The organism is Leptothrix cholodnii SP-6, from assembly GCF_000019785.1.
In the GTDB taxonomy this organism is placed as follows: domain Bacteria; phylum Pseudomonadota; class Gammaproteobacteria; order Burkholderiales; family Burkholderiaceae_C; genus Sphaerotilus; species Sphaerotilus cholodnii.
In genome coordinates, this window is sequence record NC_010524.1 from 1,443,812 (window position 1) to 1,458,229 (window position 14,418).

15 protein-coding genes are annotated in these 14,418 nt (G+C 67.6%); all 15 read left to right on the plus strand.

Features of this window, described 5'->3' with window-relative positions:
• The first annotated feature begins 287 nt into the window (after positions 1-287).
• The 15 genes from LCHO_RS06795 to LCHO_RS22005 all read left to right on the plus strand — a co-directional run bounded on the left by LCHO_RS06795 (position 288) and on the right by LCHO_RS22005 (position 14,417).
• Complete coding sequence (locus LCHO_RS06795) at positions 288-1,514, plus strand: IscS subfamily cysteine desulfurase (RefSeq protein WP_012346390.1); 1,227 nt, start codon at positions 288-290, stop codon at positions 1,512-1,514.
• 54 nt (positions 1,515-1,568) lie between these two features.
• On the plus strand, positions 1,569-1,997 hold the full coding sequence (gene iscU / locus LCHO_RS06800; RefSeq protein WP_012346391.1) for a Fe-S cluster assembly scaffold IscU: 429 nt from the start codon (positions 1,569-1,571) through the stop codon (positions 1,995-1,997).
• A gap of 51 nt (positions 1,998-2,048) precedes the next feature.
• Positions 2,049-2,468 carry an iron-sulfur cluster insertion protein ErpA gene (gene erpA / locus LCHO_RS06805; protein ID WP_012346392.1) on the plus strand — a complete coding sequence of 140 codons (420 nt, stop codon included), beginning with the start codon at positions 2,049-2,051 and terminating at the stop codon, positions 2,466-2,468.
• A gap of 13 nt (positions 2,469-2,481) precedes the next feature.
• Entirely contained in the window at positions 2,482-2,805 is a 324-nt protein-coding gene (locus LCHO_RS06810; protein ID WP_012346393.1) for a HesB/IscA family protein, read from the plus strand.
• Positions 2,806-2,823: 18 nt separating this feature from the next.
• Positions 2,824-4,734 (plus strand): Fe-S protein assembly chaperone HscA, encoded by a 1,911-nt coding sequence (gene hscA / locus LCHO_RS06815; protein WP_012346394.1) that lies wholly within the window; start codon positions 2,824-2,826, stop codon positions 4,732-4,734.
• A 32-nt stretch (positions 4,735-4,766) separates the two neighbouring features.
• Positions 4,767-5,150, plus strand: coding sequence for a 2Fe-2S iron-sulfur cluster-binding protein (locus LCHO_RS06820; protein WP_012346395.1), 384 nt, complete (start codon positions 4,767-4,769; stop codon positions 5,148-5,150).
• Positions 5,151-5,377: 227 nt separating this feature from the next.
• Entirely contained in the window at positions 5,378-6,532 is a 1,155-nt protein-coding gene (nifV, locus tag LCHO_RS06825; protein WP_012346396.1) for a homocitrate synthase, read from the plus strand.
• A gap of 41 nt (positions 6,533-6,573) precedes the next feature.
• The gene (nifW, locus tag LCHO_RS06830; protein WP_012346397.1) at positions 6,574-6,939 is read left to right on the plus strand and encodes a nitrogenase stabilizing/protective protein NifW; all 366 of its coding nucleotides are present in this window, start codon (positions 6,574-6,576) and stop codon (positions 6,937-6,939) included.
• Positions 6,940-6,985: 46 nt separating this feature from the next.
• On the plus strand, positions 6,986-7,837 hold the full coding sequence (locus LCHO_RS06835; RefSeq protein ID WP_012346398.1) for an electron transfer flavoprotein subunit beta/FixA family protein: 852 nt from the start codon (positions 6,986-6,988) through the stop codon (positions 7,835-7,837).
• 29 nt (positions 7,838-7,866) lie between these two features.
• On the plus strand, positions 7,867-8,991 hold the full coding sequence (locus LCHO_RS06840) for an electron transfer flavoprotein subunit alpha/FixB family protein (protein WP_012346399.1): 1,125 nt from the start codon (positions 7,867-7,869) through the stop codon (positions 8,989-8,991).
• 18 nt (positions 8,992-9,009) lie between these two features.
• Positions 9,010-10,314: an FAD-dependent monooxygenase gene (locus LCHO_RS06845; protein WP_012346400.1), complete on the plus strand. Its 1,305-nt coding sequence runs from the start codon at positions 9,010-9,012 to the stop codon at positions 10,312-10,314.
• Positions 10,311-10,607 carry a ferredoxin family protein gene (locus tag LCHO_RS06850; protein ID WP_012346401.1) on the plus strand — a complete coding sequence of 99 codons (297 nt, stop codon included), beginning with the start codon at positions 10,311-10,313 and terminating at the stop codon, positions 10,605-10,607. Before LCHO_RS06845 ends, LCHO_RS06850 begins: the two co-directional genes overlap by 4 nt.
• Positions 10,608-10,870: 263 nt before the next feature.
• Positions 10,871-12,652 carry a nif-specific transcriptional activator NifA gene (gene nifA / locus LCHO_RS06855; protein WP_012346402.1) on the plus strand — a complete coding sequence of 594 codons (1,782 nt, stop codon included), beginning with the start codon at positions 10,871-10,873 and terminating at the stop codon, positions 12,650-12,652.
• Positions 12,653-12,781: 129 nt separating this feature from the next.
• Positions 12,782-13,579, plus strand: coding sequence for a winged helix-turn-helix domain-containing protein (locus tag LCHO_RS06860; protein WP_012346403.1), 798 nt, complete (start codon positions 12,782-12,784; stop codon positions 13,577-13,579).
• 34 nt (positions 13,580-13,613) lie between these two features.
• Positions 13,614-14,417, plus strand: a complete 804-nt coding sequence (locus LCHO_RS22005; protein ID WP_012346404.1) for a helix-turn-helix transcriptional regulator — start codon at positions 13,614-13,616, stop codon at positions 14,415-14,417.
• The last annotated feature ends 1 nt before the right edge of the window (position 14,418 follow it).

The window sequence follows — 14,418 nt, forward strand, 5'->3', positions numbered from 1 at the left end:
CTGTCGTGTCCGGGTGGGTGAACATGAGCTGTTCGGATGATGTAGGCGTGGCTCGGAAGATGCAGGGCGCAGTCGCCTCGCGGGTGTCGGCCCCTGCGTCAGGGTTGCGACAAAACCGACAGCCTTGTCGACACCTTCACCACGCGGCCGGTGGCCCGTCCTGCCGCCTCTGAAATGCGCCAAGTGCCTGATCGCAGGCTGTTTTTCTGCACTGCAGCTCACGCTGAGAGCCATTGGCACGGTCCTTGAGATGCCTACGTCAAAGCCCCCTTTGACGGAGTCGAGCGATGGACCTGAAGCAGCCGGATGCCAAACCGATCTACCTGGACTACGCCGCGACCACGCCGGTCGATCCCCGGGTGGTGCACGCGATGCTGCCGTTCCTCTACGAGAACTTCGGCAACCCCGCCTCGCGCAGCCACGCCTACGGCTGGGCCGCCGAAGAGGCGGTCGAGATCGCCCGCGAACACGTCGCCCGCCTGATCGGCGCCGACCCGCGCGAGATCGTCTGGACCTCGGGTGCGACCGAATCGAACAACCTCGCCATCAAGGGCGCGGCGCAGTTCTACGCAGCCAAGGGCCGGCACCTGATCACCGTCAAGACCGAGCACAAGGCGGTGCTCGACACGATGCGTGAACTCGAGCGCAGCGGCTTCGAGGTCACCTACCTCGACGTGATGGAAGACGGACTGATCGACCTCGAGGTGCTGAAGGCGGCGATCCGCCCCGACACCCTCCTGGTCTCGGTCATGTACGTCAACAACGAGATCGGCGTGATCCAGGACATCCCGGCGATCGGCGCGCTGTGCCGCAATCGGGGCGTCCTGTTCCATGTGGATGCGGCGCAGGCCAGCGGCAAGGTGGCGATCGATCTCGCCACGCTGCCGATCGACCTGATGAGCCTGTCGGCGCACAAGACCTACGGCCCCAAGGGCGTCGGTGCGCTGTACGTTCGGCGCAAGCCGCGGGTGCGCATCGAGGCGCAGATCCACGGTGGCGGCCACGAACGCGGCATGCGCTCGGGCACGCTGCCCACGCACCAGATCGTCGGCATGGGCGAGGCCTACCGGCTGGCGCGTGACTTCATGGGTGCCGAGAACGAACGCATCCGCGGCCTGCGTGACCGCCTGCTGGCGGGCCTGCAGGCGATCCCCGAGGTGCGCATCAACGGCCACCTCGAGCAGCGCGTGCCGCACAACCTCAACATCAGCTTCACCTTCGTCGAAGGCGAGTCGCTGCTGATGGGCATGAAGGGCATCGCGGTGTCGTCCGGCTCGGCCTGCACCAGCGCCAGCCTGGAGCCCAGCTACGTGCTGCGTGCGCTCGGCCTGTCCGACGAGGTGGCGCACAGCTCGGTGCGTTTCTCGGTCGGCCGCTTCAGCAGCGAGCAGGACATCGACACCGCGATCGCCAAGGTCAAGCACACCGTCGAGCGCCTGCGCGACCTGAGCCCGCTGTGGGACATGCACTGCGCCGGCATCGACATCCGCACCGTGCAATGGGCTGAACACTGATCCCGATCCTTCTTTCCATTCACTGGCTCATGGCATGAGCCTGAGGAACCCCAAATGGCCTACAGCGACAAAGTCATCGAACACTACGAAAACCCGCGCAACGTCGGTGGCTTCACGGCCGAAGACGATGACGTCGGCACCGGCATGGTCGGCGCGCCGGCCTGCGGCGACGTGATGAAGCTGCAGATCAAGGTCAACCCGCTCACCGGGATGATCGAGGACGCCAAGTTCAAGACCTACGGCTGCGGCTCGGCGATCGCCTCGTCGTCGCTCGTGACCGAGTGGGTCAAGGGCAAGACGCTCGACCAGGCGCTGGCGATCAAGAACACGGCCATCGCCGAAGAGCTGGCGCTGCCGCCGGTGAAGATTCACTGCTCGATCCTGGCCGAAGACGCGATCAAGGCGGCGGTGGCCGACTACCGCCACCGCCACGACGCCCACATCGAGCAGCCCGCCTGCAGCCCGGCCAAGGCCGCGGCCTGAGCCTCTCCCGCATCGCTGTCAACGCAAATTTCCTGTTCAGGAGCCCGCACCATGTCCGCTTGCCAATCGCAACCCAACGCCGCCTCTTCCTGCTCGACCGGTGGCCTGCCGCCGTCGGCACCCTTCGTGCTGCCTGAAGGTGCCACGCCGCTGCGCATCAGCGACGCCGTGATCAGCAAGGTCGGCGCGATGATTGCCGAAGAGGGCGACCCCAATCTCAAGCTGCGCATCTTCGTGACCGGCGGCGGCTGCTCGGGTTTCCAGTACGGCTTCGCCTTCGACGAAGAGGCCAAGGCCGACGACACCTGCGTGGCCGCCGGCGGCATCAACGTGCTGGTCGATGCCTCGAGCATGCAGTACGTGATGGGCGCCGAGATCGACTACGAGGACAGCCTGGAAGGCTCGCGCTTCGTGATCCGCAATCCGAATGCCGCCAGCACCTGCGGCTGCGGCAGTTCGTTCTCGGTCTGACCGGGAGGCCGTCATGACTGTCACCGTCACCCCCAAGGCTGCGCGCCAGATCCGCAAGGCGCTCGATCAGCGCGGCAGCGGCTACGGCCTGCGCGTGGCTGTCAAGACCAGCGGCTGCTCGGGCTATGCCTACGCGCTCGAATTTGCCGATGCACCCGCGCCCGAAGACCTGAGCTTCGAGAGCGAAGGCGTGTTCGTGCTGGTCGACGCCAAGAGCCTGCCGATGGTCGACGGCACCCAGCTCGACTGGGTGCGCGACGGCTTGAACGAAGGCTTCCAGTTCAACAACCCGAACGCCTCGGCCACCTGCGGCTGTGGCGAGAGTTTCACGGTCTGACAACACACGGGGTATCGCATGGCACTGCTGCAAATCGCCGAACCCGGCCGCGCGGCGGCGCCGCACCAGCATCGGCTGGCGGTCGGCATCGATCTGGGTACCACCAACTCGCTGGTGGCCACGCTGCGCAGCGGTCTGCCCACGGTGCTGGCCGACGAGGCCGGGCGTTGCCTGCTGCCGTCGGTGGTGCATTACGCCGCCGATGGCGAGGTGCTGGTGGGCGACGCCGCCTGCGCGCTGGCACTCGGCGATCCGCAGAACACCATCGCCTCGGCCAAGCGCCTGATCGGCCGCTCGCCGGTCGACATCGGCCCCGGCACCGTGCCTTATGCGCTCACGCCGATGGGGCCGAGCGCGGTGGGCGTGGCCACCCGAGCCGGCCTGAAGAGCCCGGTCGAGATCGGCGCCGAGGTGCTGCGCACGCTCAGGAGCCGCGCCGAGGCCTCGCTGGGTGGCGCGCTGGTGGGCGCGGTGATCACCGTGCCGGCCTACTTCGATGACGCCCAGCGCCAGGCCACCAAGGACGCCGCGCAGCGCGCCGGCATCACCGTGCTGCGCCTTCTCAACGAGCCCACCGCCGCCGCGGTGGCCTACGGCCTGGACACCGCCAACGAGGGCGTCTACGGCGTCTACGACCTCGGCGGCGGCACCTTCGACGTGTCGATCCTGCGGCTCGCGCGCGGCGTGTTCGAGGTGCTGTCGACCAACGGCGACGCGATGCTGGGCGGCGACGATTTCGACGCCTGTCTGGTGCGCTGGTTCTGCAACCAGGACCCGCTGTTCGAATGGAGCGAGCGCGATGCCGCCGCCCTGAACGCCGCGGCGCGCAGCGCCAAGGAGGCGATGAGCAGCCAGGCCGAAGTGACGATGCGTTGCCAGCGCCACGACGGTGCCACGCAGATCGCCCGGCTGACGCGCGAGGTCTTCGAGGCGCAGACGCAGGCGCTGGTGGCCCGCACGATCGCGCCGGTCAAGCGCGCGCTGCGCGACGCCGGGCTGAAGGCCGGCGAGGTCGACGGCATCGTGCTGGTCGGCGGTTCGACCCGCATGCTGCACGTGCGCCGCGCGGTGGCGGATTTTTTCGGCCGCGAGCCCTACACCAACATCGACCCCGACCAGGCCGTGGCGCTGGGTGCGGCGATCCAGGCCGATCAACTGGCCGGCAACCGCGCCGCCGGTGACAACGGCCTGCTGCTGCTCGACGTCAATCCGTTGTCGCTCGGGCTGGAGACGATGGGCGGCCTGGTCGAGAAGATCGTGCCGCGCAACACCACCGTGCCGACCGCCCGTGCGCAGGACTTCACCACCTTCAAGGACGGCCAGACCGCGATGGCCATCCACGTGGTGCAGGGCGAACGTGAACTGGTGAGCGAATGCCGCTCGCTGGCGCGCTTCACGCTGCGCGGCATTCCGCCGATGGTTGCGGGCGCGGCGCGCATCCGCGTCACCTTCCAGATCGATGCCGACGGCCTGCTGTCGGTGAGTGCGAGCGAGCAGGTCAGCGGCGTGCAGGCGCATGTCGAGGTCAAGCCGAGTTACGGCCTGGCCAGCGACACCGTGGCACACATGCTGCGCAGCGCGATCAGCAGCGCCGATGCCGATGCCGCCGCACGCATGCTGCGCGAGGCCGAGGTCGACGCGCGCCGGCTGCTCGATGCGGTCGATGCGGCCATCAGCGTCGACGAGGCGCTGCTGCGGCCCAAGGAGCAGTTCCAGATCCTGCGCGCGATGCAGGACGTGGCCGATCTGCTCGAAGAGTGCGCCGAAAACGAAGGCGGCACGCGGGAGCTGCAGAAGGACATGCGCGAGAACCTGCGCCGCGCCACCGAAGGCCTGAATGCGGCCACCACCGCGTTTGCCGGGCGCCGCATGGACGCCCGCGTGCGCAGCGCGCTGAGCGGGCGCACGCTCGATCAGATCGCCGTCTGATCTCCGATCGCCCCCACTGGAGCCGCACCGACATGTCCGCCGCAGAAACCTTCGCAAGCCCGGCCAAGCCGATCAAGCCGCCCACCACGGTCAAGCTGCTGCCTCACCCCGAGCTGTGCCCGCAAGGCCTCGCGTTCGAGGCCCGCGCCGGCCGCAAGCTGGTCGATGCGCTGCTCGAACACGGCGTGGCGATCGAACATGCCTGCGAGAAGGTCGGCGCCTGCGCCACCTGCCACGTGCATGTGCGCGCCGGTGGCGAACACCTCGAGCCGGCCGACGACGAAGAAGAGGACCAGCTCGACGCCGCCTGGGGCCTCGACGGCCAGTCGCGCCTGTCGTGCTGCGTCAAGGTTCGAGGCCCGGCGCTGGTGATCGAGTTGCCGCGTTACACCAAGAACCACGCACGCGAGAAGTGACGCACCGAGTCGCGTTGCGCAACCAGAAGACGGCCTGCGGGCCGTCTTCTGCTTGGTGGCGCCGGGCGGTCGGCCTGTCGAGAAACGAACAATCGATACAGCCCGCAGATGGCCTTGGCCGCACGCTGACGTTGGAAACAAAAGTCTTTGTTTTCAATGACTTGGCGTGTTCATGTGACATGGCACACGGCTTGCGAAAGACGGTGTGACAACCCCCGGAGCCTGCGATGTACGCCCCCACCCATTTGCCGTTCACCCTCAACGACACGACGTTGCGCGACGGCGAGCAGACCGCGGGCGTGGCCTTCACGGATCAGGAAAAGCTCGCCATCGCACGCGCCCTCGACCTGGCCGGCGTGCCCGAGATGGAGGTCGGCGCCGCGGCGATGGGCGAGGCCGAGATCGACCTGATCCGCGCCATCACGCAGTCGGGCCTGAAGGCGCGCACGATGGTGTGGGCGCGCATGTCCGAGCTCGACCTGCGGTCGGCCGCACGCTGTGGTGCGGATCTCGTGCATCTGGCCGTGCCGGTGTCGGACCTGCAGATCGAACGCAAGCTCGGCCGCGATCGCGGCTGGGTGCTGGGCATGGTGCAGCGCTGCGTCAGCGCCGCGCGCGATGCCGGCCTGACCCCGAGCGTCGGCCTCGAAGACGCCTCACGCGCCGACCGAGGCTTTCTGGCGCGAGTCGCCGACACGGCCCAGGCCGCGGGCGCGGTGCGCGTGCGCTATGCCGACACGCTCGGCATCCTCGATCCGTTCGGCACCTTCGATCGCATCGGCGAACTGCGTCGCAGCACCGATCTCGAGATCGAGATCCACGCCCACAACGACCTTGGCCTGGCCACGGCCAACACGCTGGCGGCCTTTCGCGCCGGCGCCACGCATGCGAGCACGACGGTCAACGGCCTGGGCGAGCGCGCCGGCAACGCCGCGCTCGAGGAGATCGTGATGGCGCTGCGCCACCTGCACGGTGTCGAGTCGGGCGTCGACAGCCGTGCGCTGCCGCACTTGTCCGCGCTGGTGGCCCAGGCCGCCGGGCGGCCGGTGGCTGCGGGCAAGTGCATCGTCGGCGACGCGGTGTTCTGGCACGAGTCGGGCATCCACGTCGACGGCCTGCTGAAGGACCGCCGCAACTACGAGAGCTTCGACCCCGCCGAGCTCGGCCGCAGCCATCGCTTCGTGCTGGGCAAGCACTCGGGCTCGGCCGGCGTGCGCGCCGCCTGCGAGCGCCTGGGCCTGCCGATGCCCGACGACACCGCCGCGCCGCGCCTGCTGGCGCGCATCCGCGCCCACGCGGTCGACACCAAACGCGAGCCCAGCGACGCCGAGTTGCGGGGCCTGTATTTCGACGTTCTGCCACGGGCCCGACTGGCGGCCTGATCACGCCCCCTGACCTCGATCAACCCTGCACGGAGCCAACGATGGACGACCTGACCACACGCCTCAAGGCCCTCTCGAGCGCCAACGAGTTTCTCGAATTCTTCGGCATCGCCTACGAGGAGCGGGTGGTGCACGTGAACCGCCTGCACATCCTCAAGCGCTTCTACCAGTACCTGCACCGCGCCGAGGGGCTGGCCGGGTTGGACGACGTCGAGATGTTCCGCCGCTACCGCGAACTGCTGGCGCAGGCCTACCAGGACTTCACCACTTCGACGGCGGTCAAGGAGAAGGTCTTCAAGGTCTTCCAGGACGCCGATGGCCAGGGCCATGTATCGGTCACCAGCCTGCGCGACAGCCTGGCCGAACGCCGCAAGAGCGCCGGTGGCCCCGAGCTGCGCGCGGCCTGAGCCCGACCCCACGACAAGACCCACCGATCCCTCAGGAGAACCCAGCATGCACATCGTCGTCTGCATCAAGCAGGTGCCCGATTCCGCCCAGATCCGCGTGCACCCGGTGACCAACACCATCATGCGCCAGGGCGTGCCGGCGATCGTCAACCCCTACGACCTGTTCGCGCTCGAAGAAGCGCTGCGGCTCAAGGACCAGTTCGGCGGCCGCGTCACGATGCTGTGCATGGGCCCGCCGCAGGCCGAGGACGCTTTGCGCAAGTGCATCAGCTTCGGCGCCACCGATGCCATCCTCGTCACCGACCGTGCCTTCGCCGGTGCCGACACGCTGGCCACCTCGTATGCGCTGGCCGCGGCGATCCGCAAGATCGGCCAGGAGCAGGCGGTCGACCTGATCTTCACCGGCAAGCAGACCATCGACGGCGACACGGCCCAGGTCGGCCCCGGCGTCGCCAAACGGCTGGGCCTGAACCTGCTGACCTACGTCAGCAAGATCAACGAGCTGGATCTGGACGGCCGCACCATCACCGTGGAGCGCCGCGCCGAGGGCGGCGTGCAGCGCCTGAAGACCACGCTGCCCAGCCTGATCACGATGCTCGAAGGTACCAACGAGATGCGCTTCGCCACCATGGACGACATGCTGCGCGCCGCGCGGGTGCCTTGCGCCAAGTGGAACAAGGACGACGCCGGCATCGAGGACGTCAGCAAGATCGGCCTGAAGGGCAGCCCCACCATCGTCAGCAAGGTGTTCGCGCCCAAGGCGCGCAAGGAACGCGCCGACATGCAGGAGGTGGGCGATGGCGCCAGCGTCAACGACGCGTGCCTGAACCTGCTGCAGAAGATCTTCACCACCCACCCGACGCTTGAACAAGAAACCGTCGAGCGCCTGAGCGCCTGAGCCCCGCCCCCATCCAGAGGAGAAGACACATGGCCGAATCCAACAAGCCTGCGATGGCCAACGCCGCCGCCGCAGGCGCCGCAAAGACAGCGGGCCGCAGTGGCCGGAGCACCGAACTGCCCGAGCACCTGAAGGTCTACAAGGGCGTGTGGGTGTTCATCGAACACGACCGTGGCCAGGTGCACAGCGTGAGCTGGGAGCTGATGGGCGAGGCCCGCAAGCTGGCCGACAAGCTGGGCGTGGAGGTGAGCGGCGTGCTGATGGGCGGCCCGGCCGACAAGCTCGAAGACTACGCCCGCGAAGCCTATGTCTACGGCGCCGATCACTGCTACGTCATGCGTGACCCGGCGCTGCAGGGCTATCGCAACGAGCCCTTCACCAAGGGCCTGACCGACCTGGTGAACAAGCACCAGCCCGAGATCATGCTGCTGGGCGCCACCACCATGGGCCGCGACCTGGCCGGCTCGGTGGCCACCACGCTGGGCACCGGCCTGACGGCCGACTGCACCGAGCTCAACATCGACGGCCGGGCTCTGGCCGCCACGCGCCCGACCTTCGGCGGCAGCCTGCTGTGCACGATCATGACGCTGGCCTACCGGCCGCAGATGGCCACGATGCGCCCGCGCACCGCGCCCATGCCCAGGCGCGACGAGAGCCGCAGCGGCAGCATCTCCACGATGGCGCTGGGCATGATCGAGACCGACATCGTCACCAAGCTGCTGGCGTTCATCCCCGACGCCAACCGCAACACGGTGAACCTGGCCTATGCCGACATCATCATCACGGCCGGCAAGGGCTTGAAGAACGCCGACAACTGCCGGCTGGTGTGGGACCTGGCCCGCGTGCTGGGCGCCGAGGTGGGCGCCACTCGCGCCGTCACCCAGGCCGGCTGGATGGACGCCGAGCGCCAGGTAGGCCAGACCGGCAAGACCGTGCGGCCCAAGCTCTACATCGCCGCGGGCGTCAGCGGTGCCATTCAGCACCGCGTGGGCATGGAGAGCAGCGACATCATCGTCGCGATCAACACCGACCCCCATGCACCGATCTTCGACTTCGCTCACCACGGCATCGTCGGCAACGCGATGCAGGTGCTGCCGGTGCTCACCGAGCAGTTCAGGTCCTACCTGGACAAGCGCATCCGCAAAGTAGCCTGATCTGAAGGAGCAACAACCATGGCAGAGAAATTCGATGCAATCGTGGTCGGCGCGGGCCCATCGGGCAACGCGGCCACCTACACGCTGGCGAAAGCCGGATTGAAGGTGCTGCAGATCGAGCGCGGCGAGTACCCGGGCTCGAAGAACGTGCAGGGCGCGATCCTCTACAGCGATGCGCTGGAGAAGATCATCCCCGACTTCCGCGACGATGCGCCGCTGGAGCGCCACATCATCGAGCAGCGCATGTGGCTGCTCGACGACAACAGCTTCGTCGGCACCCACTACCGCAGCGACGACTACAACAAGCCGCCGTACAACCGCTACACCATCATCCGCGCCCAGTTCGACAAGTGGTTCAGCTCCAAGGTGCGCGAAGCCGGCGCGCTGCTGATCTGCGAGACCACCGTCGAGCAGCTGCTGATGGACGACGACAAGGTGGTGGGCGTGCGCTGCGACCGCATGGGCGGCGACGTCTTTGCCGACGTGGTGATCCTGGCCGACGGCGTCAATTCGACGCTGGCACGCAAGGCCGGTTTCCACGGCGAGCTGTCGAGCAAGAACGTCGCGCTGGCGGTCAAGGAAATCCTCTTCATGCCCGAAGAGGTGATCCAGGCGCGCTTCAACATCGGTGAAGAAGAGGGCGTGGTGATCGAGCTGATGGGCTCGGTGACCGAGGGCATGGTCGGGACCGGTTTCCTCTACACCAACAAGGATTCGCTCACCATCGGCGTGGGCTGCATGTTGAGCGACTTCAAGAACAACCCGAACAAGACCACGCCCTACGCGCTGCTCGAAAAGCTCAAGGCGCACCCGTCGGTCGCGCCGCTGATCGCGGGCGGCGAGATGAAGGAATACTGCGCGCACCTGATCCCCGAAGGCGGCTTCAATGCGGTGCCCAAGATCTTCGGTGACGGCTGGATGATCGTGGGCGACTCGGGTGGCTTCGTCAATGCCGCGCATCGTGAAGGCTCGAACCTGGCAATGACCACCGGACGCATCGCGGCAGAGACGGTGATTGCCGCCAAGGCCGCCGGCAAGGCGATGACCGAGAAGACGCTCAAGGCCTACAAGGACACGCTCGACGAGAGCTTCGTCATGAAGGACCTGAAGAAGTACCGCCACATGCCCGACGTGCTCGAGAAGAGCCCGCAGTTCTTCACAACCTATCCGGGCCTCGTCAACCGCGCTGCCAAGACGATGTTCACGGTCGACGGCATCGACAAGATGACCAAGCAGCGCGAAGTGATGGGCAGCTTCAAGTCCGCCCGCAAGCTCACCGGCCTGGTGGGCGATGCCATCAAGATCTGGAGGGCCACGCGATGAGCACCGTTGTGAACGTGGAAGAGAAGCTCTTCCAGAACCGCTACAAGGTCGACCACGGTCGGCCGCACATCCAGATCAGGAAACCCGAGGTCTGTGCCAATGACTGCCAGAGCCAGCAGTGCACCTATGTGTGCCCCGCGGCCTGCTACAAGGCCGAAGGCAACGGCGCGGTGACGCTGATCACCGACGGCTGCCTCGAATGTGGCAGCTGCCGGGTGATCTGTACCGAGCACGCCAACGTGGCGTGGGAATACCCGCGCGGCGGCCACGGCATCCTCTTCAAGTTCGGCTGACATGGCGAGCCCCAGATGAAGCTCATCGCCGTGCACATCGCGGCCCGTGGCGCGACCTGACGAGGCTCGGTTGACCTGCATCAAGATCGATCGCGCCACTTGAATCACGCACCCTTGCCTGTCGCTCTACGGCCCGGTTATTGCACGACCTTGTGCGTCTGCTTCGCAGTCGCGGGCTCATGCCCACGAACGAGGCACGACGTGCACAGCGCGGCAGCGTGTTGTAACCACATGCTTTCAGAGCCTGAACAGGAAGGTGCGTGATGCTGAACCGGACGGTGATGAATGAACGGTCTCACGTCGAGCTGATCACGATCTACGAGATCTGCCGCATCCTCGGTGCCTCGCTCGACATCGGGCGCACGTTTCGCGCCTCGTTGAACGTGCTGGCTGCGCACCTCGGCCTGTCGCGCGTGATGATCGTGATGGCGCCCGATGACCGGGATGGCGAGGCACGGCTGCGTGTGCACAGCTCCGTCGGGCTGGATCAGGAGCAGGAGCGCCGCGGCCAGTGGCATTACGGCGAAGGCGTGATCGGCCACGTCTATGCCAGCGGCATGCCGGTGGTGGTGCCCGACGTGGCGCAGGCCGCGGAGTTCATCGATCGCACCGGGGCTTTCGGCGCACAGGCCGATCGCATGATGGCGTTCGTGGTGGTGCCGCTCAAGACCGACCGGGCCGTGGTCGGCGTGCTGGCGGCCCAGCGCGAGGTCAGCGGCGGTGTGCGTCTGTCGGACGATCAGCGCATCCTCACGATGGCCGCCACGCTGATGGCGCAGGCCGCGTCGTTGCACGGCGCGGTCACCGAGGAACACAAGCGCCTGCAGCTCGAGACCACCCGCCTGCAGAAGGCGCTGGCGCCCGAGCCGCGCGGGCGCTACACGCTCGACAACGTGGTCGGCGTGTCGCGTGGCATGCAGCAGGTCTTCAGCGAGGTGCACCAGGCCGCGCCCGCGCGTGCCACCGTGCTGCTGCGCGGCGAGAGCGGCACCGGCAAGGAGGCGATCGCGCGGGCGCTGCATTACCTGTCGCCACGCAAGGACGCACCGTTCATCAAGGTCAATTGCGCGGCATTGACCGAATCACTGCTCGAGAGCGAACTGTTCGGCCACGAGCGGGGCGCCTTCACCGGTGCGGCCGGTGACCGCAAGGGCCGCTTCGAGCAGGCGCACACCGGCACGCTGTTCCTCGACGAAGTGGGCGACATCTCGGCATCGTTCCAGGCCAAGCTGCTGCGGGTGCTGCAGGAGCGCGAGTTCGAGCGCGTGGGCGGCAACCGCGCGATCAAGGTCGACGTGCGGCTGATCTGCGCCACCAACCGCGACCTCGAGAAGATGGTCAAGCGTGGCGAGTACCGCGCCGACCTCTATTACCGCATCAACGTGGTGTCGATCTTCCTGCCGCCGCTGCGTGAGCGGCGCGACGACATCCCGGCCCTGGTGTCGCACTTCGTCGACCGCTTCAACAAGGAGAACCGCCGCAAGCTCAGGATCGCCGGTGACGCGATGGAGGTGCTGTCGCACTGCTACTGGCCGGGCAATGTGCGCGAACTCGAGAACTGCATCGAGCGCACCGCCACCATGGCCAATGGCGACCTGATCCGCGGCGTGTCGTTCCCGTGCCGCCACAACCGCTGCCTGACGCAGACGCTGCATCACCTCGAGAAGGACGACGCGGTCGCGCCGATCAGCATGCCGACGTCGCTGCACATCCCCGCACGGCTGCCGATCCGGGAGTCGCCGCGGCCGGTGCCCGGGTCGATCCCGGCTTCGGCGGCTGCCGCATCGGCGGACCCCGATGACGACTGGCTCGACGACGAGGCCGATGGCGGCGACGACGTGTTGCGCATCGGCCCGACCGAACACCTCACCGGTACACCGCGCCAGTTCGGCAACGAGCCACCGGATGGCGAGCGCGAGCGCCTGATCTGGGCCATGGAGCAATGTGCCTGGGTGCAGGCCAAGGCGGCGCGGCTGCTGCACGTGACGCCGCGCCAGCTCGGATATGCGCTGCGCAAGTACAACATCGAGGTGCACAAATTCTGAGTGGCGTGTCACCTGTTCCACGACAGGGCATCGACGCCTCACCACAGCAGAATCCATCCGGCGGTGGCTGCGCGACAGCCGTGATCTCTCTACGATGAGTCCGTGATTGGCGATCGAGAGGTCTGTGCCATGGACGCTTCCATTCTCGTGATCGAAGACGATGCGGCAGCCCGCGAGCTGCTGGCCGGCAACCTGCGCCATGCGGGCTACACGGTGTCGTGCGCGAGCGATCTGGGCGAAGCCAGGGCTCGCACGAAGGAGACGCGCCCGGATCTCGTCCTGCTCGACCGCATGGTCGCCGGTGGCCACGCGCTGTCCTATGCGCGCCAGCTGCGTGGCGACCAGCGTACCTCGGGCATCGCCATCATCGTCATCGGCGCCGATGCGCCGCAGGCGCACGACACGGTGGCTGCGCTGGAGAGCGGCGCCGACGATTGCGTGTGCAAGTCGGTTTCGGTCAGCGAGGTGCTGGCGCGCATCCGGGCCGTGATGCGCCGCAGCGCGCCGCAGTGTGGCGATCAGGCGCTGGAGATCTCCGGCCTGCGTTTCGATCCGGCCGCGCGGCGCGTCACGGCGCTCGGCCGCGACATCGAGCTGTGCGCCATCGAATACCGGCTGCTGCATTTCTTCATGACCCACCCCGACCGGATCCTGGGCCGCAGCCAGCTGCTCGACCAGGTCTGGGGCGACCATGTCTGCGTCGAGGAGCGTGCGGTCGACATCCATGTGCGGCGCCTGCGCCGGGCGCTCGAGCCGAGCGGGCATGCCGCGCTGATCGAGACCATCCGTGGCATGGGCTATCGATTCCGCCGCGAAGAGGTCACCGAGGTGGCGCAGCGTCGCCTGCTGCGTCCGGTGCCGATGCCCCATGCCGCCTACCTGGGCGTCGGCGACCGACGCCGGGCGCAGCGCCGCAGCACCCAATAGCGCAGCGCGCTGACGGGCGCTGCAGGAGACGTTCATGCCGCAGCCGCAGTCTGTCGAACGGGTTCCGGTCGAGCCCGAGGTGTCGCTGCAACCGCAGGACATCGAGGCCCTGGCCCTGAATCTGGACGCCTCGCTCAACGTGCACACACGCTCGCATTTCTTCACCTGGACCCAGGGTCTGCTGCAGGGGCTGATCCACCACGAGGCCCTGATCTGCGTGCTGCGCTGCCCTGAATCGGCGACCTGGCGGGTCGACAGTTTTTCGACCCGCGTGGCCGACAGCACGGTCTTCGCCGCGCCCCTGCTGCGCGACATCGCGCTGGTGCCCCGGCTGGTCGACGCCTGGAAGGGGGCGCATCACCTGCCGATCGTGCTGCCGGCGCGGCGCGACGGCGTGCTCGGGTCGGGCGCATGGGTGGCCGAACTCGAGCGCATCGCCGCGACCCGCCTGGCCGTGCATGGCTGCCACGACATCGACGGCGACGCGAACTGCCTGTTCCTGCTGGCCTGCCAGGGCGACAGCCCGGATCCGCGCGAACTGTGCCTGCTGCGGCTGGTCGTGCCTTTCCTGCGCGAGGCCTGGGTGCGCTCGCAGATGATCGGCGGCCGGCACGACGACCTGCCCGCACCGCACGGCCACGCCGTCATCACCGTGCGGGAGCAGGAGATCCTCAAGTGGATCTACCTCGGCAAGAGCAACAGCGAGATCGGACAGATCCTCGGCATCAGTGCGCTGACGGTGAAGAACCACGTCCAGAAGATGCTGCACAAGCTCAATGTGGTCAACCGGGCCCAGGCCGTCGGCCGCGCGATCGAGGCCCACCTGATCCAGATCTGAC